Consider the following 25,323-nt stretch of genomic DNA (forward strand, 5'->3'; position numbering starts at 1 on the left):
CGGTGCGATAGCGGGTGCCGCTATTTGTGCTTCTCTCTGCGGTCATGCCGGCCGTCAGCATCGGTTGGTTTCATGGCGTCCAAGCCCCTCCCGCCCGACAAACAGAAGCTCGCCGCGGAAGAGGCGGTCGAGCTCGACGACAAGCTCGCCCTCGCCAAGCCGGACCTCGAAGACGACGAGGACGCCAAAGACCAGGGGGATGACGAGCTGGAGCTCGACGACGACGATGAGGACGAGGACCTCGTCGTCTTTACCGCGCGTGAAGCTGCCGGTGCGCTCGCGACCATCGTCGGGTTCGTCAAACCCTATCTCTCCAACTACAAGCGGATGCTGTCATTCGTGGCATTCGGCGTTGTGGTCGAGACGTTGTTCAACGTCATCATGCCGCTAAGCCTCAAGTTCCTGATCGACGACGCGCTCGGCGAGGAGGATTTTCAGGCGCTCTACAAGATCCTCGGCGCGCTCGCCGCCGCCGGCATCTTCACCTCGATCGTTGCCGTCTGGTACGAGCGCTGGGACGCGCGGCTTGCCGCCTGCATTATCTCCGATGTCCGCAAGCGCCTGTTCGAGCACGTCCAGGACCTGCCGGCGGCCTATTTCGGCCGTACCAAGCGCGGCGAGATCCTGTCGCGCTTCTCGGTCGACCTCTCGGCCTTCGAAAGTTCGGTCAAGACGTTTGCCAATAGTGCCGCGCTGCCGTTCCTGGAACTGATCGCGGGTATCATCCTGATGGTGTTCCTGAACTGGCAGCTCGCCGTCGTTGCGCTGCTGGTGTTCCCGATCACACTGATCGGCCCGCGCATTCTGACGCCCAAGGCGGTGCAGGCCAATTACGAGCAGAAGCTCAACGAGAGTGCGCTGCTCGGCATGGTGCAGGAGAACGTGGCGGCCCAGGCCGTGATCAAGGCGTTCAGCCTGCAACGCAAGATGTTCGGCTTCTTCACCTTGCGCAACGACGAAACCCGCAACAGGATCGCCTCGGCCGCGTTCCTCTCGACCATGGTGGAGCGGACGGTCACCATCTCAGTGCTCCTCCTGCACCTCGTGGTGCTCGCGATCGGCGCCTATCTGGCGACCAAGGGCCAGATCACCATCGGCACCTTCGTCACCTTCGAGAGCGCGTTCTGGGAGGTGTCCTACAACATCGCCCATGTGATGCATTTCATCCCGGTGTCGATCTCCTCGGCCGCCGCGATCCGCCACATCCAGGAACTGCTCGACGAGCCGACCCGCGCGGCCGATCGCCCCGGTGCGCCCGATCTGCCGCGCATCACCAACGATATTACTTTCGATCACGTCACCTTCCAGTACGAGGGCAGTCAGACGCCGGTGCTGGACAATCTCAGCCTCAAGCTCAATGCCGGCAAGCGCATCGCGATCGTCGGTCCGAGCGGCTCCGGTAAGAGCACGCTGCTCAATCTGATCCTGCGGCTCTACGTGCCCGACGAGGGCCGCGTCACCATCGACGGCGTCGATGTCCGCAAGGTGACGCTGGATTCGCTGCGCCGGAGCATGGCGGTGGTGTTCCAGGAGAACATGCTGTTCAACATGTCGATCCGCGAGAACATCCGGCTCGGCAAGGAGGGGGCGACCGACGAGGAGGTGGAGGAGGCGGCCAAGAAGGCCGAGATCCACCGCTACATCATGAGCCTGCCGCAGCGATACGACACGCTGGTCGGAGAGCGCGGAGACACGCTGTCGGGGGGCCAGCGCCAGCGCATCGCGATCGCGCGCGCGATCATCCGTAACCCGTCCGTGCTGCTGCTGGACGAGGCCACCTCGGCGCTCGACCAGACCACGGAGGCCGCGATCAACCGCACGCTGCTCAAGGTCGCCAAGGGCCGCACCATGATCTGGTCGACCCACCGCCTGGCTTCGGTGGTCGAGATGGACGAGATCATCGTGATTTCAGGGGGCAGGGCGATCGAGCGCGGCTCCCATGCCGAGCTGCTCGCCAAGAACGGCACCTATCGCAAGCTGTGGAACGACCAGATCCACCAGCCGCATGGCGTGTCGGCTCACGCCGACGACGACAGCGACGATGACGACGAGGAGGAGTGACCTGAGGCGTTCGGCTCCGAGGAACCGCCGTCGCCGATCCATGTCTCGTCTCCCAAGCACGCGCGGTCTAGCACCGACTCATTGATTCTCTGACGCAGGGCGCTCGGCCGACGCGGAGCCTCTGACTTTTTCGACACTTGGCTTCGGCGCATCGGCCCCCGCAAATCGATGCGCACCATCGAAAGCCCCGCCAGACCGGGCAATGCAGCGCGCCGTGGACGCTGGAAAGCCCGCCGCCAGCCGGCAGATTTGTGCGTGGGCGGGAAAAAAGCCCTCAGTTTGATAATAAAACTACATTTAATCCGGGTACAATTGTCTTTCGGACTTGGCGACCAAGCGCTTCGTTCCCATGTCAGGCAGGAGCGGGGAGGCGGCCAAGAGCCTATTTTTGCAGGCGCCTGAAGCGCTTTGTGTCTGTCGTTTCACCTTGACTTGACCGATTCTCACTTATAGAAAGCGCCTCACTTAACGACAGGCGGTGAGCATCGCCAGCGTCGGAACGGGCCACCCGTTGATCCCCAAGGACTAGATCCATAAGGGGTCGCAAAGGCGGGCACCAGCCTCGACGAATGCCGCTCAAACGCTGTCGATCATAGCTAGGCAATGCCAGTGCGATTTTAGTTCTCTTGAGCACGTTCTCTTGAGATCAAACTCGGATGCATGACCTCGGTGCGCGGGCCGCAGCTTTACGCTGGTCGGCCTCAATACTGCGGTCCTCTGTGGCGTCGAAGCGCTTTCCGCTCGTTGATGGAGCGGTTGGCGCGATTTCGCTTTGCGCGGATTGTTCCGCTTGAGGCGGCCTCGTCGGGCGGGTGGCCCGAACAGAATTTGCGGTCCCGGCAACGGGCCGCGGCAAGACAGCGGGCCCGCAAGGGGCCGCGGCAGAACAAAGGGTAAGGCCAGGATGCCGACGATCAACCAGCTGATCGCTCAACCGCGGGAAGTGCAGAAGTCGCGCAAGAAGGTGCCGGCGCTGCAGCAGTCGCCTCAGAAGCGTGGTGTTTGCACCCGCGTCTACACCACGACTCCGAAGAAGCCGAACTCGGCACTTCGTAAGGTCGCCAAGGTGCGCCTGACCAACGGCTTCGAGGTGATCGGCTACATCCCCGGCGAGGGTCATAACCTCCAGGAGCACTCGGTCGTCATGATCCGCGGCGGCCGCGTCAAGGACTTGCCCGGCGTGCGCTATCACATCCTCCGCGGCGTTCTGGATACCCAGGGCGTCAAGAACCGTAAGCAGCGTCGTTCGAAGTACGGCGCCAAGCGTCCGAAGTAAGCGGGAACCAAGCCTATGTCTCGTCGCCACTCTGCGGAAAAGCGCGAAGTTCTCCCGGATCCGAAGTTCGGGAACATCATCGTCACGAAGTTCATGAACTCGGTGATGTACGCCGGCAAGAAGTCGGTCGCCGAAGGTATCGTCTACGGCGCGTTCGGCATCATCGAATCCAAGACCAAGCAGAACCCGCTCGGCGTGTTCGAGCAGGCGCTCGAGAACGTCATGCCGACCATCGAGGTTCGCTCCCGCCGCGTCGGCGGCGCAACCTACCAGGTTCCGGTCGAGGTTCGCTCGACCCGCCGGCAGGCCTTGGGCATCCGCTGGCTGATCGCGGCTGCGCGCGAGCGCAATGAGAAGACGATGACCGAGCGGCTCTCGGCTGAGCTTCTGGACGCATCGAACAACCGGGGAAACGCCGTCAAGAAGCGCGAAGACGTGCACCGCATGGCGGAAGCCAACCGCGCCTTCTCGCACTATCGCTGGTAACGGCGAAACAAACGGACTCGCAAGGAACACCTCATGCCCCGCCAACATGCCATCGAGGACTACCGTAACTTCGGTATCATGGCGCATATCGACGCCGGCAAGACGACGACGACCGAGCGCATCCTCTATTATACCGGCAAGAGCCACAAGATCGGCGAAGTGCACGAAGGTGCCGCGACGATGGACTGGATGGAGCAGGAGCAGGAGCGTGGCATCACGATCACCTCGGCTGCGACCACCGCCTTCTGGAACGGCAAGCGCCTGAACATCATCGACACCCCCGGCCACGTCGATTTCACCATCGAGGTCGAGCGCAGCTTGCGCGTGCTCGACGGCGCCGTCTGCGTGCTCGACTCCAACCAGGGCGTAGAGCCTCAGACCGAGACCGTCTGGCGCCAGGGCGACAAGTACAAGGTTCCGCGCATCGTCTTCGCCAACAAGATGGACAAGATCGGTGCCGACTTCTTCAAGTGTCTGTCGGACATCGTCGATCGTCTGGGCGCCAAGCCCGTCGCGATCCAGCTGCCGATCGGTGCCGAGAACAACTTCAAGGGTCTCGTCGACCTCGTGAAGATGAAGGGCGTCGTCTGGAACGATGAATCGCTCGGCGCGAAGTTCGACTATGTCGACATTCCGGAAGATCTCGTCGACCAGGCCAAGGAATACCGCGAGAAGATGGTGGAGGCCGCCGTCGAGCTCGACGACGACGCCATGGCCGCCTATCTCGATGGCAAGGAGCCGGATGAGGCGACGCTGAAGAAGCTGATCCGCAAGGCAGTGCTGACCGGCGCGTTCTATCCCGTGCTGTGCGGCTCGGCCTTCAAGAACAAGGGTGTGCAGCCGCTGCTCGATGCCGTCGTCGACTATTTGCCGTCGCCGCTCGACGTGCCCGCGATCAAGGGCACCGACGACAAGGGCAACGAGGTCGTGCGCAAGGCGGACGACAAGGAGCCGCTGGCGCTGCTCGCGTTCAAGATCATGGACGACCCGTTCGTCGGCACCATCACCTTCTGCCGCATCTACTCCGGCGTTCTGCAGAGCGGTACCGGCGTCGTGAACTCGACCCGCGAGAAGAAGGAGCGCATCGGGCGCATGCTGTTGATGCATGCGAACAACCGCGAGGACATCAAGGAAGCCTATGCCGGCGACATCGTCGCGCTGGCCGGCCTGAAGGAAGCGCGCACCGGTGACACGCTGTGCGATCCCGACCACCAGGTCATCCTCGAGAAGATGGAGTTCCCCGAGCCGGTCATCGAGATCGCGATCGAGCCGAAGTCCAAGGCCGACCAGGAGAAGCTGGGTGTGGCGCTGGCCAAGCTCGCCGCGGAGGATCCGTCCTTCCGCGTGTCGACCGACCATGAGTCCGGCCAGACCATCCTCAAGGGCATGGGCGAACTCCATCTCGACATCAAGGTCGACATCCTCAAGCGCACCTACAAGGTCGACGCCAACATCGGTGCACCGCAGGTCGCGTTCCGTGAGCGCATCACCAAGCGGGTGGAGCACAGCTACACCCACAAGAAGCAGACCGGCGGTACCGGCCAGTTCGCGGCCGTGTCGTTCATCGTCGAGCCGAACGAGCCCGGCAAGGGCTTCGAGTTCGAATCGAAGATCGTCGGCGGTGCGGTGCCGAAGGAATACATCCCCGGCGTCGAGAAGGGCCTGGAGAGCGTGCTGTCGTCCGGCGTGGTCGCGGGCTTCCCCGTGGTCGACGTCAAGGTGCAGCTCGTCGACGGCAAGTATCACGACGTCGACTCGTCGGCGCTCGCCTTCGAAATCGCTTCGCGCGCCTGCTTCCGCGAAGCGCTGCAGATGGGCAAGTCCGTCCTGCTCGAGCCGATCATGAAGGTCGAAGTGGTGACCCCGGAAGACTACACCGGCTCGGTCATCGGCGACCTGAATTCCCGGCGCGGTCAGATCCAGGGTCAGGACATGCGCGGCAACGCCAACGTCATCAACGCGATGGTGCCGCTCATGAACATGTTCGGTTACGTGAATAACCTGCGCTCGATGAGCCAGGGGCGCGCGACCTTCACCATGCAGTTCGATCACTACGCAGAAGCGCCGGCCAACGTGTCGGCAGAAGTCCAGAAGAAGTTTGCCTGATTGTCGTCGGTCTCAAACCGACGATTGAACGGAGAGTCAAATGGCCAAAGCAAAGTTTGAACGTACCAAGCCGCACTGCAACATCGGCACCATCGGTCACGTCGACCATGGCAAGACGTCGCTGACTGCGGCGATCACCAAGATCCTCGCCGAGACCGGCGGTGCGACGTTCACGGCGTACGATCAGATCGACAAGGCGCCGGAAGAGAAGGCGCGCGGCATCACCATCTCGACCGCGCACGTCGAGTACGAGACCACGAACCGCCACTACGCCCACGTCGACTGCCCCGGCCACGCCGACTACGTCAAGAACATGATCACCGGCGCCGCCCAGATGGACGGTGCGATCCTGGTCGTGTCGGCCGCTGACGGCCCGATGCCGCAGACCCGCGAGCACATTCTGCTCGCCCGCCAGGTCGGCGTGCCCGCGCTCGTCGTGTTCCTCAACAAGTGCGACATGGTCGACGATCCGGAGCTGCTCGAGCTCGTCGAGCTCGAAGTCCGCGAGCTGCTCTCGAAGTACGAATTCCCCGGCGACAAGATCCCGATTATCAAGGGTTCGGCGCTTGCCGCTCTCGAAGACTCCGACAAGAAGCTCGGCCACGACGCCATCCTCGAGCTGATGCGCAACGTCGACGAGTACATCCCGCAGCCGGAGCGTCCGATCGACCAGCCGTTCCTGATGCCGGTTGAAGACGTGTTCTCGATCTCGGGCCGCGGCACCGTCGTGACCGGCCGTGTCGAGCGCGGCGTCGTCAAGGTCGGCGAGGAAATCGAGATCGTCGGTCTGCGTGCGACCCAGAAGACCACCGTCACCGGCGTCGAAATGTTCCGCAAGCTGCTCGACCAGGGCCAGGCCGGCGACAACATCGGCGCGCTGCTCCGCGGCACCAAGCGCGAGGACGTCGAGCGCGGCCAGGTTCTGGCCAAGCCGGGTTCGGTCAAGCCGCACACCAAGTTCAAGGCTGAGGCCTACATCCTCACCAAGGAAGAGGGCGGTCGCCACACCCCGTTCTTCACCAACTACCGTCCGCAGTTCTACTTCCGCACCACCGACGTGACCGGTGTCGTGCACCTGCCGGAAGGTACCGAGATGGTGATGCCGGGCGACAACATCGCGATGGAAGTGCACCTGATCGTGCCGATCGCGATGGAAGAGAAGCTCCGCTTCGCGATCCGCGAAGGCGGCCGCACCGTCGGCGCCGGCGTCGTCGCCTCGATCATCGAGTAATTACGAGAAAAGGGACGGCGAGTAGCGAATGGTGACATTCGCTATTCGCTATTCGCCACCCACTGAAGAGAGACCACGGCAATGAACGGCCAAAACATTCGTATCCGTCTCAAGGCGTTCGACCATCGTATCCTCGATACGTCGACCCGTGAGATCGTGAACACGGCGAAGCGCACCGGCGCGCAGGTCCGCGGACCCATTCCGCTGCCCACCCGCATCGAGAAGTTCACCGTCAACCGTTCGCCCCACGTCGACAAGAAGAGCCGCGAACAGTTCGAGATGCGCACTCACAAGCGCCTGCTCGACATCGTCGATCCGACCCCGCAGACCGTCGATGCTTTGATGAAGCTCGACCTGGCCGCCGGTGTCGACGTCGAGATCAAGCTCTAAGATTTTGGATCCCGTTCGCCAAAAGCGGACAAAGAGAACAGGAAGCAAGCCGATGCGCTCCGGAGTGATCGCACAAAAGGTCGGGATGACGCGGGTCTTCACGGAGGCCGGCGAACATATCCCCGTGACCGTGCTGAAGCTCGGCAATTGCCAGGTCGTAGGCCACCGCACCGAAGAGAAGAACGGTTACGTCGCGCTCCAGCTCGGTTCTGGCACCCGCAAGACCGTTTACATGCCCAAGGCCGAGCGCGGCCAGTTCGCGGTCGCTAAGGTCGAGCCGAAGCGCCGGGTCGAGGAATTCCGCGTCACCGCGGATGCCATGATCCCGGTCGGCGCCGAGATCCAGGCCGACCACTTCGTCGTCGGCCAGTTCGTCGACGTCACTGGCACCTCGGTCGGTAAGGGCTTCGCCGGCGGCATGAAGCGCTGGAACTTCGGCGGTCTGCGCGCCACGCACGGTGTGTCGATCTCGCACCGCTCGATCGGTTCGACCGGTGGCCGTCAGGACCCCGGCAAGACCTGGAAGAACAAGAAGATGCCCGGCCACATGGGTGTCGATCGCATCACCACGCTCAACCTTCGCGTCGTCCAGACCGATGTCGAGCGCGGCCTGATCCTCGTCGAAGGCGCCGTTCCCGGTTCCAAGGGCGGCTGGATCCGCGTGCGCGACGCCGTCAAGAAGCCGCTGCCGAAGGAAGCCCCGAAGCCCGGCAAGTTCAAGGTTGCTGGCGATGCGGAAGCCGCTCCGGCTGCGCAGGAGGCGTGAGATGGAATTGAAGGTCACCACTCTCGAAGGTAAGGAAGCCGGCTCGGTCCAGCTCTCCGACGCCATTTTCGGCCTGGAACCGCGCGAGGACATCATCGCGCGCTGCGTGCAGTGGCAGCTCAACAAGCGCCAGGCCGGCACGCACAAGGCCAAGGGCCGCGCCGAAATCTGGCGCACCGGCAAGAAGATGTACAAGCAGAAGGGCACCGGCGGTGCTCGTCACGGCTCGGCTCGCGTGCCGCAGTTCCGTGGCGGCGGCCGCGCCTTCGGTCCGGTGGTGCGTTCGCACGCCACCGACCTGCCGAAGAAGGTCCGCGCCCTGGCGCTCAAGCATGCGCTCTCGGCCAAAGCCAAGGACGGCGATCTCGTCGTGATCGAGAAGGCCGCGCTCGAGACTGCCAAGACCAAGGCGTTGCTCGGTCACTTCTCGGGCCTCGGGCTCACCAATGCGCTGATCATCGACGGCGCCGAGCTCAACAACGGTTTTGCCGCCGCGGCCCGCAACATTCCGAACGTGGACGTGCTGCCGATCCAGGGCATCAACGTCTATGACATCCTGCGCCGTCAGAAGCTCGTTCTGACCAAGGCCGCCATCGATGCGCTGGAGGCGCGCTTCAAATGAGCAAGAACATCGAGCCTCGCCACTACGACGTGATCCTGTCGCCGGTCGTGACCGAAAAGGCGACGATCGCCTCGGAGCACAACAAGGTGCTGTTCAAGGTGGCCGCCAAGGCGACCAAGCCGCAGATCAAGGAAGCGATCGAGAAGCTGTTCGACGTCAAGGTCAAGAGCGTCAACACGCTGGTCCGCAAGGGCAAGGTCAAGGCCTTCCGCGGCACCATCGGCTCGCAGTCGAACAGCAAACGCGCGATCGTGACCCTCGAAGAGGGTCACCGGATCGACGTCACCACCGGTCTGTAAGGTCGTACGACGATGGCACTGAAGACATTCAATCCCACGACGCCGGGCCAGCGCCAGCTGGTCATGGTCGATCGTTCGGCCCTGTACAAGGGCAAGCCGCTCAAGGCGCTCACCGAGGGCAAGAAGTCCTCGGGCGGCCGCAACAACACCGGCCGTATCACCGTGCGTTTCCGCGGTGGCGGTCACAAGCAGACGCTGCGCACCGTCGACTTCAAGCGCGAGAAGATCGACGTTCCCGCGACCGTCGAGCGGCTGGAGTATGATCCGAACCGCACCGGCTTCATCGCGCTGATCAAGTATCAGGACGGCGAGCAGGCCTACATCCTGGCGCCGCAGCGCCTGGCCGTGGGTGACACCATCATCGCCGGCAACTATGTCGACGTGAAGCCGGGCAACGTCATGCCGCTCGGCAACATGCCGGTCGGCACGATCATCCACAACATCGAGGTCAAGATCGGGAAGGGTGGCCAGCTCGCCCGTTCCGCCGGCACCTATGCCCAGCTCGTCGGTCGCGACCAGGACTACGTGATCATCCGCCTGAACTCGGGCGAGCAGCGCCTGGTGCACGGCCGTTGCCGCGGCACGATCGGCGCGGTGTCGAACCCGGATCACATGAACACCTCGATCGGCAAGGCCGGTCGCAAGCGTTGGATGGGCCGCAGGCCGCACAACCGCGGTGTCGCGATGAACCCGATCGACCATCCGCACGGCGGTGGTGAAGGTCGTACCTCGGGCGGTCGTCACCCGGTCACTCCGTGGGGCAAGCCGACCAAGGGCAAGAAGACCCGTACCAACAAGTCGACCAACAAATTCATTCTCCTAAGCCGCCACAAGCGGAAGAAGTAAGGAACGCCGGACATGGTTCGTTCAGTCTGGAAAGGCCCGTTCGTCGAGGGTTCTCTGCTCAAGAAGGCAGATGCCGCGCGCGCGTCCGGCCGTCACGACGTCATCAAGATCTGGAGCCGTCGCTCGACGATCCTGCCGCAGTTCGTCGGCCTGACCTTCGGCGTCTACAACGGTCAGAAGCACGTGCCGGTGGCCGTCAACGAGGAAATGGTCGGTCACAAGTTCGGCGAGTTCTCGCCGACCCGGACCTTCCACGGCCACTCCGGCGACAAGAAAGCCAAGAAGGCTTGAGGATTAAACGATGAGCAAACCTAAGCGCGAACGGAGCCTCGCCGACAACGAGGCCAAGGCGGTCGCCCGGATGCTGCGGGTGAGCCCGCAGAAGCTCAACCTGGTCGCCCAGCTCATTCGCGGCCGGAAGGCGTCTGCCGCGCTCGCCGACCTGCAGTTTTCGCGCAAGCGGATCGCGGTCGACGTGAAGAAGTGCCTGGAATCGGCTATCGCCAACGCCGAGAACAACCACGATCTCGACGTCGACGATCTCGTCGTGGCGCAGGCCTTCGTCGGCAACGGCCTCGTGATGAAGCGCTTTGCCGCTCGCGGCCGCGGCCGCTCGGGCCGTGTCTACAAACCGTTTTCGCAGCTGACGATCATCGTTCGTCAGGTCGAAGCTGAAGCCGCCGCTTAAGGGCGCAGGAGAACACGATGGGTCAAAAGATCAATCCGATCGGTCTGCGTCTCGGCATCAACCGGACCTGGGATTCCCGCTGGTTCGCCGGCAAGCAGGAATACGGCAAGCTGTTGCACGAGGACGTCAAGATCCGTGAGATCCTGCACAAGGAGCTCAAGCAGGCGGCCGTCGCCCGCATCGTGATCGAGCGTCCGCACAAGAAGTGCCGCGTCACCATCCACTCGGCCCGTCCGGGCGTGGTGATCGGCAAGAAGGGCGCGGACATCGACAAGCTGCGCAAGAAGGTCGCGGACATCACCTCGTCCGACGTCGTCATCAACATCGTCGAGATCCGCAAGCCGGAGCTCGATGCGACGCTGGTGGCCGAATCTATCGCGCAACAGCTCGAGCGCCGCGTGGCGTTCCGCCGTGCCATGAAGCGCGCCGTGCAGTCGGCGATGCGACTCGGCGCGGAGGGCATCCGCATCAACTGCTCGGGGCGTCTCGGCGGTGCGGAAATCGCGCGCATGGAGTGGTACCGCGAAGGTCGCGTGCCGCTGCACACGCTGCGTGCCGACATCGACTACGGCGTTGCGACCGCGTTCACGACCTTCGGCACCTGCGGCGTCAAGGTCTGGATCTTCAAGGGCGAGATCCTCGAGCACGATCCGATGGCCCAGGACAAGAGAATGGCCGAAGGCGAGACCGGCGGTGGTAGCGATCGTGGTGGCCGTCAGCGCCGCGATACGGCCGCGGCCTGAGTCAGCACAGGAATTTGAGGGCTTAAAGCCATGATGCAACCTAAGAAAACGAAGTTCCGGAAGGCGCATAAGGGCCGCATCCACGGCGTTGCGTCTTCGGGCGCGACGTTGGCGTTTGGCCAGTTCGGCCTGAAGGCGACCGAGCCTGAGCGCGTCACCGCGCGCCAGATCGAAGCCGCCCGTCGCGCGCTAACCCGTCACATGAAGCGCGCCGGCCGTGTCTGGATCCGCGTGTTCCCCGATGTTCCGGTGTCCAAGAAGCCGGCCGAAGTCCGCATGGGCTCCGGCAAGGGTTCGCCGGAATTGTGGGTCGCGCGCGTCAAGCCGGGCCGGGTGCTGTTCGAGATCGACGGCGTCAACACCCAGACGGCGCGTGAGGCGCTGACCCTGGCGGCCGCCAAGCTGCCGATCAAGACGCGCTTCGTCGAGCGCATTGCGGAGTAATGGCCATGGCCCAGATGAAGATCGAAGACATCCGCGCGATGAGCCCCGATCAGCAGGATGATGCCATCCTGAACCTGAAGAAGGAGCGCTTCAACCTGCGCTTCCAGCGCGCCACCGGGCAGCTCGAGAACACCTCGCGCCTGCGCGAGGCTCGCCGTGACATCGCCCGGATCAAGACCGTCGCCGCGCAGACGCGCGCGAAGAAGAAGTAAGAGGCTTACGAAGATGCCGAAACGTACTTTGCAGGGCGTGGTCGTCAGCGACAAGCAAGCCAAGACCATCGTGGTGCGCGTCGACCGCCGCTTCACGCACCCGATCTACAAGAAGACGATCCGCCGTTCGAAGAACTACCACGCGCACGACGAGAGCAACCAGTTCAAGCCGGGCGACATGGTGTGGATCGAGGAAACGAAGCCGATTTCGAAGTTGAAGCGCTGGGTCGTGATCCGGGGCGAACACAAGAAAAGCGCCTGATCTGTTGGCTTTAGCCGACTGACTTCAGGGAAATGTTGAGCGCCGGCTGGGCTGGCGCAAAGAGAAAGAGGACGAGGTGCATCAATGATTCAGATGCAGACCAACCTCGACGTGGCCGACAATTCTGGCGCACGCCGTGTCATGTGTATCAAGGTGCTCGGGGGCTCCAAGCGCCGCTACGCCACGATCGGCGACATCATCGTCGTGTCGATCAAGGAAGCGATTCCGCGTGGCAAGGTGAAGAAGGGCGACGTGATGAAGGCCGTCGTGGTGCGCGTCCGCAAGGACATCCGCCGCGCCGACGGTTCGGTCATCCGCTTCGACCGCAACGCCGCCGTTCTGATCAACAACCAGTCCGAGCCGGTCGGCACCCGTATCTTCGGGCCCGTGCCGCGCGAGCTGCGCGCCAAGAACCACATGAAGATCATCTCGCTCGCGCCGGAGGTGCTGTGATGGCTGCGAAGATCCGCAAGGGCGACAAGGTCGTCGTGCTGACCGGCCGCGACAAGGGCCGCACCGGTGAAGTGTTCGAGGTTCGCCCCGATGCAGGTACCGCGCTGGTGCGCGGCATCAATATGGTCAAGCGTCACCAGAAGCAGACGCAGGCGCAGGAGGGCGGCATCATCTCGAAAGAGGCGCCGATCCAACTGTCCAACATCGCGTATCTCGGCAAGGACGGAAAGCCGACTCGCATCGGATTCAAGATTCTGGCGGACGGCAAGAAGGTCCGCATCGCCAAGAGCTCGGGAGCTGAGATCGATGGCTGAGGCTGCTTACACGCCGCGCCTGCGCGCGGAATATGACGCGAAGATCCGCACGGCTCTGACCGAAAAGTTCGGTTATGAGAACGTCATGCAGGTTCCGCGCCTGGACAAGGTCGTGCTGAACATGGGCGTCGGCGATTCCGTCAACGACCGCAAGAAGGCCGAGACTGCCGCTGCCGAGCTGACCCAGATCGCCGGCCAGAAGGCGATCGTGACCTATTCGCGTATCGCGATCGCGACGTTCAAGCTGCGTGAGAACCAGCCGATCGGCTGCAAGGTCACGCTGCGCAAGGCGCGCATGTACGAGTTCATCGATCGCCTGGTGAATGTCGCGCTGCCGCGCGTCCGCGACTTCCGCGGCCTGAACCCGAAGAGCTTCGACGGCCGCGGCAACTACTCGCTCGGCATCAAGGAGCACATCATTTTCCCCGAGATCGACTTCGACAAGGTCGCGGAGGCCCGCGGTATGGACATCACCGTCTGCACCACGGCCAAGACCGACGAAGAGGCGAGGGCCTTGTTGACCGCTTTCAATTTCCCGTTCCGGCAGTGAGACGCTGACCTAGAGCCTCTCAAACGCGGATACCCAGGAGCCAAGCATGGCAAAGAAGAGTTCAGTCGAGAAGAACAACCGGCGCAAGCGGATGGTGAGGAACGCCGCCGCCAAGCGCGAGCGGTTGAAGACGATCATCGCCGACAAGACGCTGCCGATGGAAGAGCGGTTCGCCGCGACGTTGAAGCTGGCGGAGATGCCGCGCAACTCGTCGGCGACCCGTATCCGCCTGCGCTGCGAGCTGTCGGGCCGCCCGCGCTCGAACTATCGCAAGAACAAGCTGTCCCGTATCGCGCTGCGCGACCTTGGCTCCAAGGGCATGGTCCCGGGCCTTGTGAAGTCCAGCTGGTAAGGAGGGTCGTTTAGATGTCTACGCACGATCCAATCAGCGATCTGATCACCCGCATCCGCAACGCGCAGATGCGCTCCAAGAGCAAGGTCTCCACGCCTGGCTCGAAGATGCGCGAGAACGTGCTCGAGGTGCTGAAGACCGAGGGCTACATCCGCGGTTACGCCACGCTCGAGCATCCCTCGGGCCGCAGCGAGATCGAGATCGAGCTGAAGTATTTCGACGGCGAGCCCGTCATCCGCGAGATTGAACGCGTTTCCAAGCCTGGGCGCCGCGTCTACGCCTCGGTGAAGAACCTGCCGCGGGTGAATAACGGTCTCGGCATTTCGGTGTTGTCGACGCCGAAGGGGATCATGGCCGACCACAGCGCGCGCGACGCGAATGTGGGCGGTGAAGTCCTCTTCACGGTGTTCTGAGAAGGATTTTCGATCCATGTCACGTGTTGGCAAAAAGCCTGTGGCGGTGCCGTCGGGCGTTACCGCGACCGTCGACGGCCAGACCGTCAAGATGAAGGGTCCGAAGGGCCAGCTTCAGTTCATCGTCCACGACGACGTCGAGGTGAAGCTCGAGAACGGCCAGGTCAAGGTCAAGCCGCGGGCCGAGACCAACCGCGCGCGGGCGCTGTACGGCACCGCTCGCGCCCAGGTCGCGAATCTGGTCGAAGGCGTCACCAAGGGCTTCGAGAAGAAGCTCGAGATCACCGGCGTCGGTTACCGCGCCGCGATGCAGGGCAAGAACCTGCAGCTCGCGCTCGGCTACAGCCACGACGTGATCTACCAGATCCCGGAAGGGATCACGATCGCCGTGCCGAAGCCGACCGAAATCACGGTGTCGGGTAGCGACATCCAGCGCGTCGGCCAGGTTGCGGCCGAGATCCGCGCCTATCGCCCGCCGGAGCCCTACAAGGGCAAGGGCGTGAAGTATGTTGGCGAATTCATCTTCCGCAAGGAAGGCAAGAAGAAGTAACGGAGCCGGTCATGTCCAAAGCCAAGGTTACGAATGCCCGGCGCAAGCGGAGTGTGCGGCTGAAGCTGCGCCGCTCCGGTGGTGGTCGTCCGCGTCTGTCGGTGTTCCGCTCGTCCAAGCACATCTACGCCCAGGTCATCGACGACCTGAAGGGCGAGACGCTGGCCTCTGCCTCTTCGCTCGAGAAGGCGATGCGCGACGGCGGCAAGACCGGCGCCGACATCGATGCGGCGAAGGCGGTCGGCAAGCTGCTGGCCCAGCGCGCCGCCGAGAAGGGCGTCAAGGAAGTCGTGTTCGATCGCGGCAGCTATCTCTACCACGGGCGCGTCAAGGCTCTTGCCGACGCGGCGCGTGAGAGCGGGCTGAGCTTCTAACAGAATTTGAGGATTGAGGCGTAAGCCTCTGAAGGATTGGAAAAACCATGGCAGCTGAACGCGAACAACGTGGTGGACGCGATCAACGCGGCGGCGGACGTGAACGCAGGGAGCGCGAGGAGCGCGACAGCGAGTTCGTCGACAAGCTCGTCCACATCAACCGCGTGGCCAAGGTCGTCAAGGGCGGCAAGCGCTTCGGTTTCGCAGCGCTGGTCGTGATCGGCGACCAGAAGGGCCGCGCCGGCTTCGGTCACGGCAAGGCGCGCGAAGTGCCTGAGGCGATCCGCAAGGCGACCGAGTCCGCCAAGCGCAACCTGACGCGCGTCTCGCTGCGCGAGGGCCGCACGCTCCATCACGACATTGCCGGCCGTCATGGTGCGGGCCGTGTCTACCTGCGCGCAGCTCCGGCCGGTACCGGCATCATCGCCGGCGGCCCGATGCGCGCCGTGTTCGAGACGCTCGGCGTCCAGGACGTGGTGGCGAAGTCGATCGGCTCGTCGAACCCGTACAACATGGTGCGGGCGACCTTCGACGCGCTGAAGCATCAGGATTCGCCGCGTTCGGTCGCAGCCCGCCGCAACATCAAGGTGTCCACCCTCCAGTCCCGTCGTATCGGCGGCGATGCCGAGGCGGCCGCCGACTAACGGAAGCTTTTCGGAGTAGACTCCCATGGCCAAGGCCGCAAAGACGATCAAGGTCGAGCAGACCGGCAGCGCGATCCGCCGCCATCACTCGCAGCGCTCGACCCTGATCGGGCTCAAGCTCAACAAGATCGGCCGTACCAGCGAACTGCCGGATACCCCGGCGGTCCGCGGCATGATCGAGAAGGTTCACCATCTCGTCCGCATCGTCGACGAGAAGTAAGCAAAGGCGCACGATCCCGAAAAGCGGGAAGCGGTTTTCGGTGAAGATCGTGCGCAAGACACAAGGAGAAGGGCGATGAAGCTCAGCGATATCGCCGACAACGCCGGCTCGCGTAAAAAGCGTATGCGCGTCGGCCGCGGCATCGGTTCCGGCAAGGGCAAGCAGTCCGGCCGCGGCGGCAAGGGCCAGACCGCGCGTTCGGGCGTGCGTATCAAGGGTTTCGAAGGCGGCCAGATGCCGATGCATCGCCGTCTGCCCAAGCGCGGCTTCAACAACATCTTCCGCGTCGAGTTCGCCGAGATCAATCTCGACCGGCTCCAGGACGCGGTCGATGCCAAGAAGATCGACGCCGGCAGCGTCGTGAACGTCGAGGCCCTGGTGAAGGGCGGCGTGCTGCGCCGCGCCAAGGCCGGCCTGCGGCTGCTCGGCCGCGGCGAGCTCAAGTCCAAGCTCAACATCGAAGTGCACGGCGCCAGCAAGACCGCGATCGCCGCGGTCGAGAAGGCCGGCGGCTCGGTGAAGATCCTCGCCCAGCCTACGGAAGAAGGCGAGGCGGCGTAACAACTGCGTCATTGGCCCGCGGCGCGCGGGCCTTTACGCATGCGGGACGTGGACTTATCGAAGCCGAGCCCCAGATAATGTTCGGCGTCCGCTAAACTAGCCCGGCCGCGGGCATGACGGCGCAACAGGCGGCGGGAGAAAGTCCAAGATGGTCTCTGCAGCGGAACAACTGGCAGCCAATCTCAATTTCGGCGCGTTTGCCAAGGCCGACGAACTGAAGAAGCGCATCTGGTTCACCCTGGGTGCGCTGCTCGTTTATCGGCTCGGGACCTACATCCCGCTGCCCGGCATCGATCCCAACATCTGGGAGCAGGTGTTCCGCTCCCAGGCGGGCGGCATCCTCGGCATGTTCAACATGTTCGCCGGCGGCGGCATCCACCGCATGGCGATCTTCGCGCTGAACATCATGCCGTATATCTCCGCCTCGATCATCATCCAGCTCCTGACCACCGTCTCGCCGCAGCTCGAGGCGCTGAAGAAAGAGGGTGAGGCCGGCCGCAAGACGCTGAACCAGTACACCCGCTATCTGACCGTGATCCTGGCCGCGTTCCAGTCCTACGGCATCGCTGTGGGTCTCGAAGGCGCCGGCAACGTCGTCAGCGAGCCCGGCATGTTCTTTCGCCTGTCCACGGCGATCACGCTGACCGGCGGCACCATGTTCCTGATGTGGCTGGGCGAGCAGATCACCTCGCGCGGCATCGGCAACGGCATCTCGCTGATCATTCTCGCCGGCATCGTCGCCGAGCTGCCCGCGGCGCTCGCAAACATGCTCGAGCTCGGCCGTCAGGGCGCGATGTCGACCGGCCTGATCCTGGTCGTCATCATCATGGCCGTCGCCGTGATCGCCTTCATCGTGTTCATGGAGCGCGCGCAGCGCCGGCTCTTGATCCAGTATCCGAAGCGCCAGGTCGGCAACAAGATGTTCGAAGGCCAGTCCTCGCATCTGCCGCTCAAGCTCAACACCTCCGGCGTGATCCCGCCGATCTTCGCGTCCTCGCTGCTGCTGCTGCCGACGACGGTTGCGAACTTCAACGCGGGCAGCGGGCCGGAGTGGTTCCAGTGGATCACCACCCAGCTCGGCCATGGCCGCCCGCTGTTCCTGATCATGTATCTGGCGCTGATCGTGTTCTTCGCCTTCTTCTACACTGCGATCGTGTTCAACCCGACCGAGACCGCGGACAATCTGAAGAAGCATGGCGGCTTCATTCCGGGCATCCGTCCGGGCGAGCGCACCGCCGAATATATTGACTACGTGCTGTCGCGCATCACCGTGTTAGGCGCGATTTATCTGGCGATCGTCTGCTTGATCCCCGAGATCCTGATCTCCTATGCCTCGGTGCCGTTCTACTTCGGCGGCACCTCGCTGCTGATCGTCGTCAGCGTCACGATGGATACGGTGGCTCAGGTCCAGGGCTATCTGCTGGCCCATCAGTACGAAGGCCTGATCCGCAAGTCGAAGCTGCGCGGCCGCCGCCGCTAAACGCATCCTCTCGGGCGGCGCCAATGCGCCGCCGATTCGCGGCGTGAAGAGCGCGCGGTGCCGCCGGATGCGACCAGCGAGCCATCCGGTTGCATCGGCAGAGCTGCTCCTAGCGCGGCGCAATCACTGATTTCAAAGGCCTTCTTGGCGTCCGGGCATTCGCTCACCTATGATATGGGTAGCGGTGCGCAGCCGATTGTGGTTTGCACTGTTCTCGATCTTCAAACACAGGTGCGCGACGTATCGCTCACCAATCCGGGGGGGCGTACGCCGATGAGAATCATACTTCTGGGACCGCCGGGGTCGGGCAAGGGGACTCAGGCCCAGCTCTTGGTGCAGCGCTATGGCATCGTCCAGCTCTCGACCGGCGAGATGCTGCGTGCCGCCGTTGCGGCGGGAACGCCGGTCGGGCTGAAGGCCAAGGAGATCATGGCCAGCGGCGCCCTCGTGCCAGACGACGTCGTGGTGGGAATCATCTCCGACCGCATCGACCAGCCCGACGCCAAGAACGGTTTCATCCTCGATGGTTTCCCGCGCACCGTGCCGCAGGCCGAGGCGTTGGACCAGTTGCTCAAGCGCAAGCATCTCAAGCTCGACGCCGTGATCGAACTCCGCGTCAACGAGAGCGCATTGCTGAGCCGCGTCGAGACTCGCGTTGCCCAGATGCGGGAGCGGGGCGAGGAGGTCCGGCTCGACGACACCCCGGAGGTCCTGACCAAGCGGCTTGCCAGCTACCGCAGCCAGACGGAACCGCTGATTCACTACTATTCCGAGCGTCGGAAGCTCTCGACCATCGACGGCATGATGGCCATCGAGGAGGTCACCCGCGCCATCCACCGCCAGCTCCTGGCGCTGGGGGCGGTCGAGCCCAAGACGCATGCCCGAAGCGCAGCCAAGTCGGGCCCGGCCAAAAAGACCAAGGCGGCGAAGAAGTCGGCCCAAAAGCCGGCGAAGGCAGCCAAAAAGGCTGCCAAATCGGCCAAAACCGCCAAAAAGGCCGCGAAGAAGGCGGCCAAGAAGGCCGTCAAAAAGGGTGCCAAAAAGGCCGCAAAAAAGGTCACGAAAAAGCGAGCCAAGCGCTAGCAGCGGTTGACGAAAGCCCCCGGAATCCCCTAATAAGCCCCGCATCCAAGTCGGATAGTTTCAGACGATGCCGGGCCCCAGGAAGACCGGGGGTGGGCGTCGTGTTCGCGTTTGTGAACACCTGCCCGAGAAAGCAAGCACTTAAAGCCCGATTCCTGACGAGGGATCGGCAACAGGAGAGAAGGCCGTGGCCCGTATTGCCGGCGTGAACATTCCCACCAACAAGCGCGTGCTGATCGCGCTCCAGTACATCCATGGCATCGGCCCGAAGATCGCCGGTGACATCATGGAGAAGGTGAAGATCCCCGAGGATCGTCGCGTCAATCAGCTCAGCGACGCCGAAGTGCTCCAGATCCGCGAAGTCATCGACCGCGACTATCTCGTCGAGGGCGATCTGCGTCGTGAGGTCGGCATCAACATCAAGCGTCTGATGGACCTCGGCTGCTATCGCGGTCTGCGTCATCGTCGCGGTCTGCCGGTGCGCGGTCAGCGGACCCACACCAATGCGCGTACGCGCAAGGGCCCGGCCAAGGCCATCGCCGGCAAGAAGAAGTAAGTTTTCGAATCCAGTCGCGGCGTGTGGCGAAAGGGGATGACCCGTTCGCCACGCGCTTTTCGTTCCACAGGTGTAGCCGCTGGCATTACGGCGGCGTTTGAGATCTTCAGGAAAGGGACTCAATGGGCAAGGAAGCCACCCGCGTTCGTCGTCGTGAGCGCAAGAACATCGCCTCCGGCGTCGCGCATGTGAACTCGTCGTTCAACAACACGACCATCACCATCACCGACGCGCAAGGCAACACGATTGCCTGGTCCTCGGCCGGCACGATGGGTTTCAAGGGCTCGCGCAAGTCGACGCCGTACGCCGCGCAGGTTGCCGCCGAGGACGTGTCCAAGAAGGCGCAGGAGCACGGCATGCGCACGCTGGAAGTCGAAGTCGCCGGCCCCGGTTCGGGCCGCGAGTCGGCGCTCCGCGCGCTCCAGGCCGCAGGCTTCACCGTCACCTCGATCCGCGACGTGACCACGATCCCGCACAACGGTTGCCGTCCCCGTAAGCGTCGGCGCGTTTGATACCAAGTTGCGGGTGCATCGGCGCCCGCAATGACTTTACTAAGCAGCCGCGGGAATGACCCGCGGCCTTTCTCCAACGCCAGTATTTGAACTGTCAAATTGACTGGCCTGTATGGGTGAAACAGTGACGATCCAGAAAAATTGGCAAGAACTGATTCGGCCGAACAAGCTCCAGGTCACGCCCGGCAGCGATCCCTCGCGTTTCGCGACCATCGTCGCCGAGCCGCTCGAGCGTGGTTTCGGCCAGACCCTCGGAAACGCGCTGCGCCGCATCCTGCTCTCCTCGCTCCAGGGCGCGGCGGTGCAGTCGGTGCACATCGACGGCGTGCTGCACGAGTTCTCCTCGATCGCGGGCGTCCGTGAGGACGTCACCGACATCGTGCTGAACATCAAGGACATCTCGATCAAGATGCAGGGCGAAGGCCCCAAGCGCATGGTCGTGAAGAAGCAAGGCCCGGGCGTCGTCACCGCCGGTGACATCCAGACCGTCGGCGATGTGGTCGTGCTGAACCCCGATCTGCAGATCTGCACCCTCGACGAGGGCGCCGAGATCCGCATGGAGTTCACGGTCTCGACCGGCAAGGGCTACGTGCCCGCCGAGCGCAACCGTCCCGAGGACGCGCCGATCGGCCTGATCCCGGTCGACAGCCTGTACTCGCCGGTCCGCAAGGTCTCCTACAAGGTCGAGAACACCCGCGAGGGCCAGATCCTCGACTACGACAAGCTGACCATGACGATCGAGACCAACGGCGCGATCACGCCGGATGATTCCGTGGCCTACGCCGCGCGCATCCTGCAGGATCAGCTCAACGTGTTCGTCAACTTCGAAGAGCCGCGCAAGGAAGTCGCCCAGGAGATCATCCCGGACCTCGCCTTCAATCCGGCCTTCCTCAAGAAGGTGGACGAGCTCGAGCTGTCGGTGCGTTCGGCCAACTGTCTGAAGAACGACAACATCGTCTACATCGGCGACCTCGTGCAGAAGAGCGAAGCGGAAATGCTCCGCACTCCGAACTTCGGCCGCAAGTCGCTGAACGAGATCAAGGAAGTGCTGGCCCAGATGGGTCTGCATCTCGGCATGGAAGTGCCGGGCTGGCCGCCGGAGAACATCGACGAGCTCGCCAAGCGCTTCGAGGATCACTACTGAGAATTCGTCATTCCGGGGCGGCTCGCAGAGCCGAACCCGGAATCTCGAGATTCCGGATCGTCGCTTCGCGCCGTCCGGAATGACTGAGAGCACGATCCCGGATCCGAAGGGCCGCGTTAGCGCAAAGTGCGAAGCGGTTTTCCGACAAGGATCATGCTCAAAACAAGAAAGCGGAAGCGCATACGCGCTTTCGCGGGCGAACGCAGGCAGCCCACCTGAGCAACATGTCCGACGAACCGTCGCGGCAGTTTTAACGTAAGGACTACACACATGCGTCACGGCAAGGTTCATCGGAAGCTCAACCGCACGGCCGAGCACCGCCGCGCGATGTTCGCGAACATGGCGGCTGCGCTGATCAAGCACGAGCAGATCGTCACCACGCTGCCCAAGGCCAAGGAGCTTCGTCCGATCGTCGAGAAGCTCGTCACCCTCGGGAAGAAGGGCGGCCTGTCGCTGCGCCGTCAGGCGATCTCCGAGCTGCGCGACGTCGACATGGTTAGGAAGCTCTTCGACACGCTCGCGACCCGCTACAAGGACCGTCAGGGCGGCTACACCCGCATCATCAAGGCCGGCTTCCGCTACGGCGACAACGCCGCGATGGCCGTGATCGAGTTCGTCGACCGCGACGTCGATGCCAAGGGCCAGGACTCCGGTCCGGTGCAGGAAAAGGAAGCCGAGGCGGCGTAAGCCCGACCGGCATGAAGTTTCAAAAGCGGCGCCTTCGGCGCCGCTTTTTTGTTGCGTAGGAACGGTAGGGTGGAAAGGCGCGCTCTCCGCGCGCCGTGCCCACCGTTCAGTCCACAAGCCGCGCCAAGATGGCGGGCACGCTGCGCTTTGCCCACCCTACAATCCTCACGCGTCAGTGAGCGCTGATTGCAGCTGAGGGAGCCGCTTCCGATATCTCCATCCACATCCATGGAGATATCGCATGAACATCGACTTTTCCGGAAAGACCGCGCTCGTGACCGGCTCGACCGCCGGCATCGGCTACGCCATCGCCAAGGGCCTCGCCGGCTCGGGTGCGAGCATCGTGATCAACGGCCGTGGCCAGGACAAGGTCGATGCGGCCGTGCGCAAGCTGGAAGGGACGGGCGGGAAGGTCCGCGGCATTGCGGCCGACGTCTCCACCGCTGCGGGCTGCAAGGCGCTCGTGGCGGCTCTGCCCGAGGTCGACATCCTCATCAACAATGCCGGCATCTTCGAGCCCAAGGACTTCTTCGAGATTCCGGACGAGGACTGGAGCCGCTTCTTCGAGGTCAATGTGATGAGCGGCGTGCGGCTGTCGCGGGCCTACATGAACGGCATGCTCAAGCGCAATTGGGGCCGTATCGTCTTCATCTCCTCGGAGTCCGGGCTCAACATTCCCGTCGAGATGATTCACTATGTCATGACCAAGACGGCCCAGCTCTCGGTCGCGCGCGGCCTGGCGCAGCTCACCCGTGGCACCGGCGTCACCGTCAACTCAGTGCTGCCTGGGCCGACCATGTCGGAGGGTGTCGAGACGTTCGTGAAGGATCTCGCCAAGCAGAACGGCCAATCGGTCGATGCAGCCGCCGCCAACTTCATTAAGCAGCATCGTCCGAGCTCACTGCTGCAACGCTTCGCCAGTGTCGACGAGATCGCCAACATGGTGGTCTATGTCGCATCCAAGGAAGCGTCAGCGACCAACGGTGCAGCGCTGCGCGCCGAGGGCGGCATCGTCAACACGATCGCCTGAGGCGTGCGCATGGCGGCCTATGTGATCTCCGAGGTCGAGGTGCGCGACGGAGCCGCGATGGAGGCCTACCGCACGCTCGCGGCGCAGACCATCGCCCAATATGGCGGCCGCTACCTCGCGCGCGGCGGCGCCGCTGAAGTGGTGGAGGGCGACCGAGGGCGCGCGGATGGTACGCGTCGGCCGAATATGCGAAGGCGCTGAAGCTGCGGCAGACGGCGCTGGAGCGGCGGTTGATGTTCGTGGAGGGCGTGGCGCCGTAGAGAGGTTCGTCATGGCAGGGCTTGTCACGGCCATCCACGACCTTCGCCACTCAACCAAGAACGTGGATGCCCGGGACAAGCCCGGGCAATACGAGGTGTTGCGGCTGCTACCACCCCTCCAGCACGATCTTGCCGCGCGACTTGCCGCTTTCCAGCAGCGCGTGCGCGCGCTTGAGGTTGGCGGCGTTGATCGTGCCAAAGGTCTGATCGAGCGTGGTGCGCAACACGCCCTTGTCGATGAGGTCGGCGACGTCGTTGAGCAGATGATGCTGCGCGATCATGTCGGGGGTCTGGAACGAGGAGCGCGTGAACATCGATTCCCAGTGCACCGAGATCGCCTTGCCCTTGAATGTGCTCATGGCAAATTCCGGGGGATCGTCGATCAGGCCGAACCGGCCCTGCGGGGCCATGAAATCGGCGATCGCCTTGTAGTGCTGGTCGGTGAAGGTCAGGCTTGCGACCAGCGCGACCGGCGGCAACTTCAATGTCTCGATCTGCTCCTTCATCGGCTTGCCGTGGTCAATCACCGCATGCGCACCGAGATCGAGGCACCATTTTTGCGATTCTGGCCGCGTCGCGGTGGCAAGCACCGTCAGGCCAGTGAGACGACGCGCGAGCTGGATCAGGATCGAGCCGACACCCCCGGCGCCGCCGGTGATCAGCAGCGTGCGCGGATCGACGCTCTTGCCGGGTACCGCGCCGAGACGATCGAACAGCAATTCCCAGGCGGTGATGGAGGTGAGGGGAAGGGCGGCGGCCTGCGCGAACGACAGGCTCTTCGGCTTGTTGCCGACGATGCGCTCGTCGACCAGGTGGAATTCGGCGTTGGTGCCCTGGCGCAGGATCGAGCCGGCGTAGAACACCTCATCGCCCGGCTTGAACAGCGACACATCAGGCCCGACCGCATCAACCACGCCGGCCGCGTCATAGCCGAGGATTTTGGTCTCGCCCTCGGGCGGGGCAGCGCGCTTGCGCACCTTGTAATCGACCGGGTTGGCCGAGATGGCCTTCACGGCGACGCGGATGTCGCGTCCGCCGGGCTCGGGCTTTGCGGTCTCGAAATCGATCAGTGAATCTGCATCCTCGATCGGAAGCGACTTTTTGTAACCGACGGCCTTCATGGCGTGTCTCCATCAGATGGCGTGTTCGCCCGCCGCTCTAACTGTCGCCCTGGCCTCAAATTGGCAAGTACTGTAAAATTGGGGATATAGTCCCTGTTTGGATACTATTGGGAAAACACGCATGAAACGACGCGACTTTGCCCGTCGTCCCGGCTGCTCTGTCGAAGCGACGCTCGACCTGATCGACGGCAAGTGGAAGGGCGTGATCCTCTATCACCTGCAGAGCGGAACCCAGCGCTTCGGCGAATTGCGCCGCCGGATGCCCGGCATCACCCAGCGCATGCTGACCAAGCAGCTGCGCGCGCTGGAGGAGGACAAGCTCGTCATCCGCAAGGTCTATGCGGAAGTACCGCCGCGGGTGGAGTACTGCCTGTCCGAGCTAGGCGAGAGCCTCAAGCCTGTCATCGACATCCTGAAAGCCTGGGGCGAGAGCCATCAGGAGCGGCTGTCCTGCGCGCCGCCACCGCTGGTCGTGAAGAAGCCGAAGCGCGCGGCGTGATGAGCGGAAGGATGCTAGCGCCGTATTCTCGGTCGTCCCCGCGAAGGCGGGGACCCATAACCACAGAAGCAGATTGTGGGGCGAGCTG

At 63.4% G+C, this 25,323-nt stretch carries 35 protein-coding genes and 1 pseudogene; 35 read left to right on the top strand and 1 reads right to left on the bottom strand.

The window, feature by feature from the left end:
* Window positions 1-72 precede the first annotated feature (72 nt).
* The 34 genes and pseudogenes from YU9_RS0117835 to YU9_RS41800 all read left to right on the top strand — a co-directional run bounded on the left by YU9_RS0117835 (window position 73) and on the right by YU9_RS41800 (window position 23,615).
* Window positions 73-2,061 (top strand): ABC transporter ATP-binding protein, encoded by a 1,989-nt coding sequence (locus tag YU9_RS0117835; protein ID WP_027574051.1) that lies wholly within the window; start codon window positions 73-75, stop codon window positions 2,059-2,061.
* Between the two features lie 904 nt (window positions 2,062-2,965).
* The gene (gene rpsL / locus YU9_RS0117840) at window positions 2,966-3,337 is read left to right on the top strand and encodes a 30S ribosomal protein S12 (protein ID WP_007603006.1); all 372 of its coding nucleotides are present in this window, start codon (window positions 2,966-2,968) and stop codon (window positions 3,335-3,337) included.
* Window positions 3,338-3,352: 15 nt separating this feature from the next.
* Window positions 3,353-3,823 (top strand): 30S ribosomal protein S7, encoded by a 471-nt coding sequence (gene rpsG / locus YU9_RS0117845; protein WP_018647239.1) that lies wholly within the window; start codon window positions 3,353-3,355, stop codon window positions 3,821-3,823.
* Between the two features lie 33 nt (window positions 3,824-3,856).
* Complete coding sequence (gene fusA, locus YU9_RS0117850) at window positions 3,857-5,929, top strand: elongation factor G (RefSeq protein ID WP_027574052.1); 2,073 nt, start codon at window positions 3,857-3,859, stop codon at window positions 5,927-5,929.
* A gap of 40 nt (window positions 5,930-5,969) precedes the next feature.
* Window positions 5,970-7,160, top strand: a complete 1,191-nt coding sequence (tuf, locus tag YU9_RS0117855) for an elongation factor Tu (RefSeq protein WP_027574053.1) — start codon at window positions 5,970-5,972, stop codon at window positions 7,158-7,160.
* Between the two features lie 81 nt (window positions 7,161-7,241).
* Window positions 7,242-7,550: a 30S ribosomal protein S10 gene (gene rpsJ / locus YU9_RS0117860; protein ID WP_002712302.1), complete on the top strand. Its 309-nt coding sequence runs from the start codon at window positions 7,242-7,244 to the stop codon at window positions 7,548-7,550.
* A gap of 52 nt (window positions 7,551-7,602) precedes the next feature.
* Entirely contained in the window at window positions 7,603-8,316 is a 714-nt protein-coding gene (gene rplC, locus YU9_RS0117865; RefSeq protein WP_027574054.1) for a 50S ribosomal protein L3, read from the top strand.
* 1 nt (window position 8,317) lies between these two features.
* A complete protein-coding gene (gene rplD, locus YU9_RS0117870; protein WP_027574055.1) occupies window positions 8,318-8,938 on the top strand; it encodes a 50S ribosomal protein L4 in 621 nt (206 codons plus the stop codon).
* Window positions 8,935-9,237 (top strand): 50S ribosomal protein L23, encoded by a 303-nt coding sequence (locus tag YU9_RS0117875; protein WP_025036992.1) that lies wholly within the window; start codon window positions 8,935-8,937, stop codon window positions 9,235-9,237. The genes rplD and YU9_RS0117875 overlap by 4 nt, the downstream gene beginning before the upstream one ends.
* 12 nt (window positions 9,238-9,249) lie before the next feature.
* The gene (gene rplB / locus YU9_RS0117880; RefSeq protein ID WP_027574056.1) at window positions 9,250-10,083 is read left to right on the top strand and encodes a 50S ribosomal protein L2; all 834 of its coding nucleotides are present in this window, start codon (window positions 9,250-9,252) and stop codon (window positions 10,081-10,083) included.
* A gap of 12 nt (window positions 10,084-10,095) precedes the next feature.
* Entirely contained in the window at window positions 10,096-10,374 is a 279-nt protein-coding gene (rpsS, locus tag YU9_RS0117885; RefSeq protein WP_008136357.1) for a 30S ribosomal protein S19, read from the top strand.
* A gap of 10 nt (window positions 10,375-10,384) precedes the next feature.
* Window positions 10,385-10,771, top strand: coding sequence for a 50S ribosomal protein L22 (rplV, locus tag YU9_RS0117890; RefSeq protein ID WP_008549264.1), 387 nt, complete (start codon window positions 10,385-10,387; stop codon window positions 10,769-10,771).
* A 17-nt stretch (window positions 10,772-10,788) separates the two neighbouring features.
* Window positions 10,789-11,514 carry a 30S ribosomal protein S3 gene (gene rpsC, locus YU9_RS0117895; RefSeq protein ID WP_027574057.1) on the top strand — a complete coding sequence of 242 codons (726 nt, stop codon included), beginning with the start codon at window positions 10,789-10,791 and terminating at the stop codon, window positions 11,512-11,514.
* Between the two features lie 30 nt (window positions 11,515-11,544).
* Window positions 11,545-11,958 (top strand): 50S ribosomal protein L16, encoded by a 414-nt coding sequence (gene rplP / locus YU9_RS0117900; RefSeq protein WP_008136349.1) that lies wholly within the window; start codon window positions 11,545-11,547, stop codon window positions 11,956-11,958.
* A 5-nt stretch (window positions 11,959-11,963) separates the two neighbouring features.
* Window positions 11,964-12,170 (top strand): 50S ribosomal protein L29, encoded by a 207-nt coding sequence (gene rpmC / locus YU9_RS0117905; RefSeq protein ID WP_011088144.1) that lies wholly within the window; start codon window positions 11,964-11,966, stop codon window positions 12,168-12,170.
* 13 nt (window positions 12,171-12,183) lie between these two features.
* The gene (gene rpsQ, locus YU9_RS0117910; protein WP_024342452.1) at window positions 12,184-12,432 is read left to right on the top strand and encodes a 30S ribosomal protein S17; all 249 of its coding nucleotides are present in this window, start codon (window positions 12,184-12,186) and stop codon (window positions 12,430-12,432) included.
* Window positions 12,433-12,516: 84 nt separating this feature from the next.
* Window positions 12,517-12,885 (top strand): 50S ribosomal protein L14, encoded by a 369-nt coding sequence (gene rplN / locus YU9_RS0117915; RefSeq protein WP_007603030.1) that lies wholly within the window; start codon window positions 12,517-12,519, stop codon window positions 12,883-12,885.
* The gene (gene rplX, locus YU9_RS0117920; RefSeq protein ID WP_027574058.1) at window positions 12,885-13,199 is read left to right on the top strand and encodes a 50S ribosomal protein L24; all 315 of its coding nucleotides are present in this window, start codon (window positions 12,885-12,887) and stop codon (window positions 13,197-13,199) included. Before rplN ends, rplX begins: the two co-directional genes overlap by 1 nt.
* Window positions 13,192-13,749, top strand: coding sequence for a 50S ribosomal protein L5 (rplE, locus tag YU9_RS0117925; RefSeq protein ID WP_036017455.1), 558 nt, complete (start codon window positions 13,192-13,194; stop codon window positions 13,747-13,749). The genes rplX and rplE overlap by 8 nt, the downstream gene beginning before the upstream one ends.
* A 46-nt stretch (window positions 13,750-13,795) precedes the next feature.
* Window positions 13,796-14,101 carry a 30S ribosomal protein S14 gene (gene rpsN, locus YU9_RS0117930; RefSeq protein ID WP_027574060.1) on the top strand — a complete coding sequence of 102 codons (306 nt, stop codon included), beginning with the start codon at window positions 13,796-13,798 and terminating at the stop codon, window positions 14,099-14,101.
* 14 nt (window positions 14,102-14,115) lie between these two features.
* Complete coding sequence (gene rpsH, locus YU9_RS0117935; protein ID WP_027574061.1) at window positions 14,116-14,514, top strand: 30S ribosomal protein S8; 399 nt, start codon at window positions 14,116-14,118, stop codon at window positions 14,512-14,514.
* A gap of 16 nt (window positions 14,515-14,530) precedes the next feature.
* A complete protein-coding gene (rplF, locus tag YU9_RS0117940) occupies window positions 14,531-15,064 on the top strand; it encodes a 50S ribosomal protein L6 (RefSeq protein WP_027574062.1) in 534 nt (177 codons plus the stop codon).
* Window positions 15,065-15,075: 11 nt separating this feature from the next.
* Window positions 15,076-15,438, top strand: coding sequence for a 50S ribosomal protein L18 (gene rplR / locus YU9_RS0117945; RefSeq protein ID WP_027574063.1), 363 nt, complete (start codon window positions 15,076-15,078; stop codon window positions 15,436-15,438).
* A gap of 47 nt (window positions 15,439-15,485) precedes the next feature.
* On the top strand, window positions 15,486-16,082 hold the full coding sequence (rpsE, locus tag YU9_RS0117950) for a 30S ribosomal protein S5 (protein ID WP_014494507.1): 597 nt from the start codon (window positions 15,486-15,488) through the stop codon (window positions 16,080-16,082).
* Between the two features lie 25 nt (window positions 16,083-16,107).
* Window positions 16,108-16,302 carry a 50S ribosomal protein L30 gene (gene rpmD, locus YU9_RS0117955; protein WP_027574064.1) on the top strand — a complete coding sequence of 65 codons (195 nt, stop codon included), beginning with the start codon at window positions 16,108-16,110 and terminating at the stop codon, window positions 16,300-16,302.
* Between the two features lie 75 nt (window positions 16,303-16,377).
* Window positions 16,378-16,863, top strand: a complete 486-nt coding sequence (gene rplO, locus YU9_RS0117960) for a 50S ribosomal protein L15 (protein ID WP_027574065.1) — start codon at window positions 16,378-16,380, stop codon at window positions 16,861-16,863.
* A gap of 148 nt (window positions 16,864-17,011) precedes the next feature.
* Window positions 17,012-18,343 carry a preprotein translocase subunit SecY gene (gene secY, locus YU9_RS0117965; RefSeq protein ID WP_027574066.1) on the top strand — a complete coding sequence of 444 codons (1,332 nt, stop codon included), beginning with the start codon at window positions 17,012-17,014 and terminating at the stop codon, window positions 18,341-18,343.
* 273 nt (window positions 18,344-18,616) lie between these two features.
* The gene (locus tag YU9_RS0117970; protein WP_027574067.1) at window positions 18,617-19,426 is read left to right on the top strand and encodes an adenylate kinase; all 810 of its coding nucleotides are present in this window, start codon (window positions 18,617-18,619) and stop codon (window positions 19,424-19,426) included.
* A 187-nt stretch (window positions 19,427-19,613) separates the two neighbouring features.
* Complete coding sequence (rpsM, locus tag YU9_RS0117975; protein ID WP_027574068.1) at window positions 19,614-19,982, top strand: 30S ribosomal protein S13; 369 nt, start codon at window positions 19,614-19,616, stop codon at window positions 19,980-19,982.
* Window positions 19,983-20,104: 122 nt separating this feature from the next.
* Entirely contained in the window at window positions 20,105-20,494 is a 390-nt protein-coding gene (gene rpsK / locus YU9_RS0117980; protein ID WP_007603045.1) for a 30S ribosomal protein S11, read from the top strand.
* Between the two features lie 112 nt (window positions 20,495-20,606).
* Complete coding sequence (locus tag YU9_RS0117985; RefSeq protein WP_029674561.1) at window positions 20,607-21,638, top strand: DNA-directed RNA polymerase subunit alpha; 1,032 nt, start codon at window positions 20,607-20,609, stop codon at window positions 21,636-21,638.
* 270 nt (window positions 21,639-21,908) lie between these two features.
* Complete coding sequence (rplQ, locus tag YU9_RS0117990) at window positions 21,909-22,325, top strand: 50S ribosomal protein L17 (protein WP_027574069.1); 417 nt, start codon at window positions 21,909-21,911, stop codon at window positions 22,323-22,325.
* 241 nt (window positions 22,326-22,566) lie between these two features.
* Complete coding sequence (locus YU9_RS0117995; RefSeq protein WP_027574070.1) at window positions 22,567-23,355, top strand: SDR family NAD(P)-dependent oxidoreductase; 789 nt, start codon at window positions 22,567-22,569, stop codon at window positions 23,353-23,355.
* A gap of 9 nt (window positions 23,356-23,364) precedes the next feature.
* Window positions 23,365-23,615, top strand: a pseudogene (locus YU9_RS41800) (DUF1330 domain-containing protein).
* A gap of 107 nt (window positions 23,616-23,722) precedes the next feature.
* Here the strand turns inward: YU9_RS41800 and YU9_RS0118005 are convergent.
* Window positions 23,723-24,736 (bottom strand): zinc-binding alcohol dehydrogenase family protein, encoded by a 1,014-nt coding sequence (locus YU9_RS0118005; protein WP_027574071.1) that lies wholly within the window; start codon window positions 24,734-24,736, stop codon window positions 23,723-23,725.
* Window positions 24,737-24,857: 121 nt separating this feature from the next.
* On the opposite strand from YU9_RS0118005, the gene YU9_RS0118010 reads away from it, so the two are divergent.
* Entirely contained in the window at window positions 24,858-25,235 is a 378-nt protein-coding gene (locus YU9_RS0118010) for a helix-turn-helix domain-containing protein (protein WP_027574072.1), read from the top strand.
* Window positions 25,236-25,323: the final 88 nt, after the last annotated feature.

The sequence above is a fragment of the Bradyrhizobium sp. WSM1743 genome, from assembly GCF_000473065.1.
Taxonomy (GTDB): domain Bacteria; phylum Pseudomonadota; class Alphaproteobacteria; order Rhizobiales; family Xanthobacteraceae; genus Bradyrhizobium.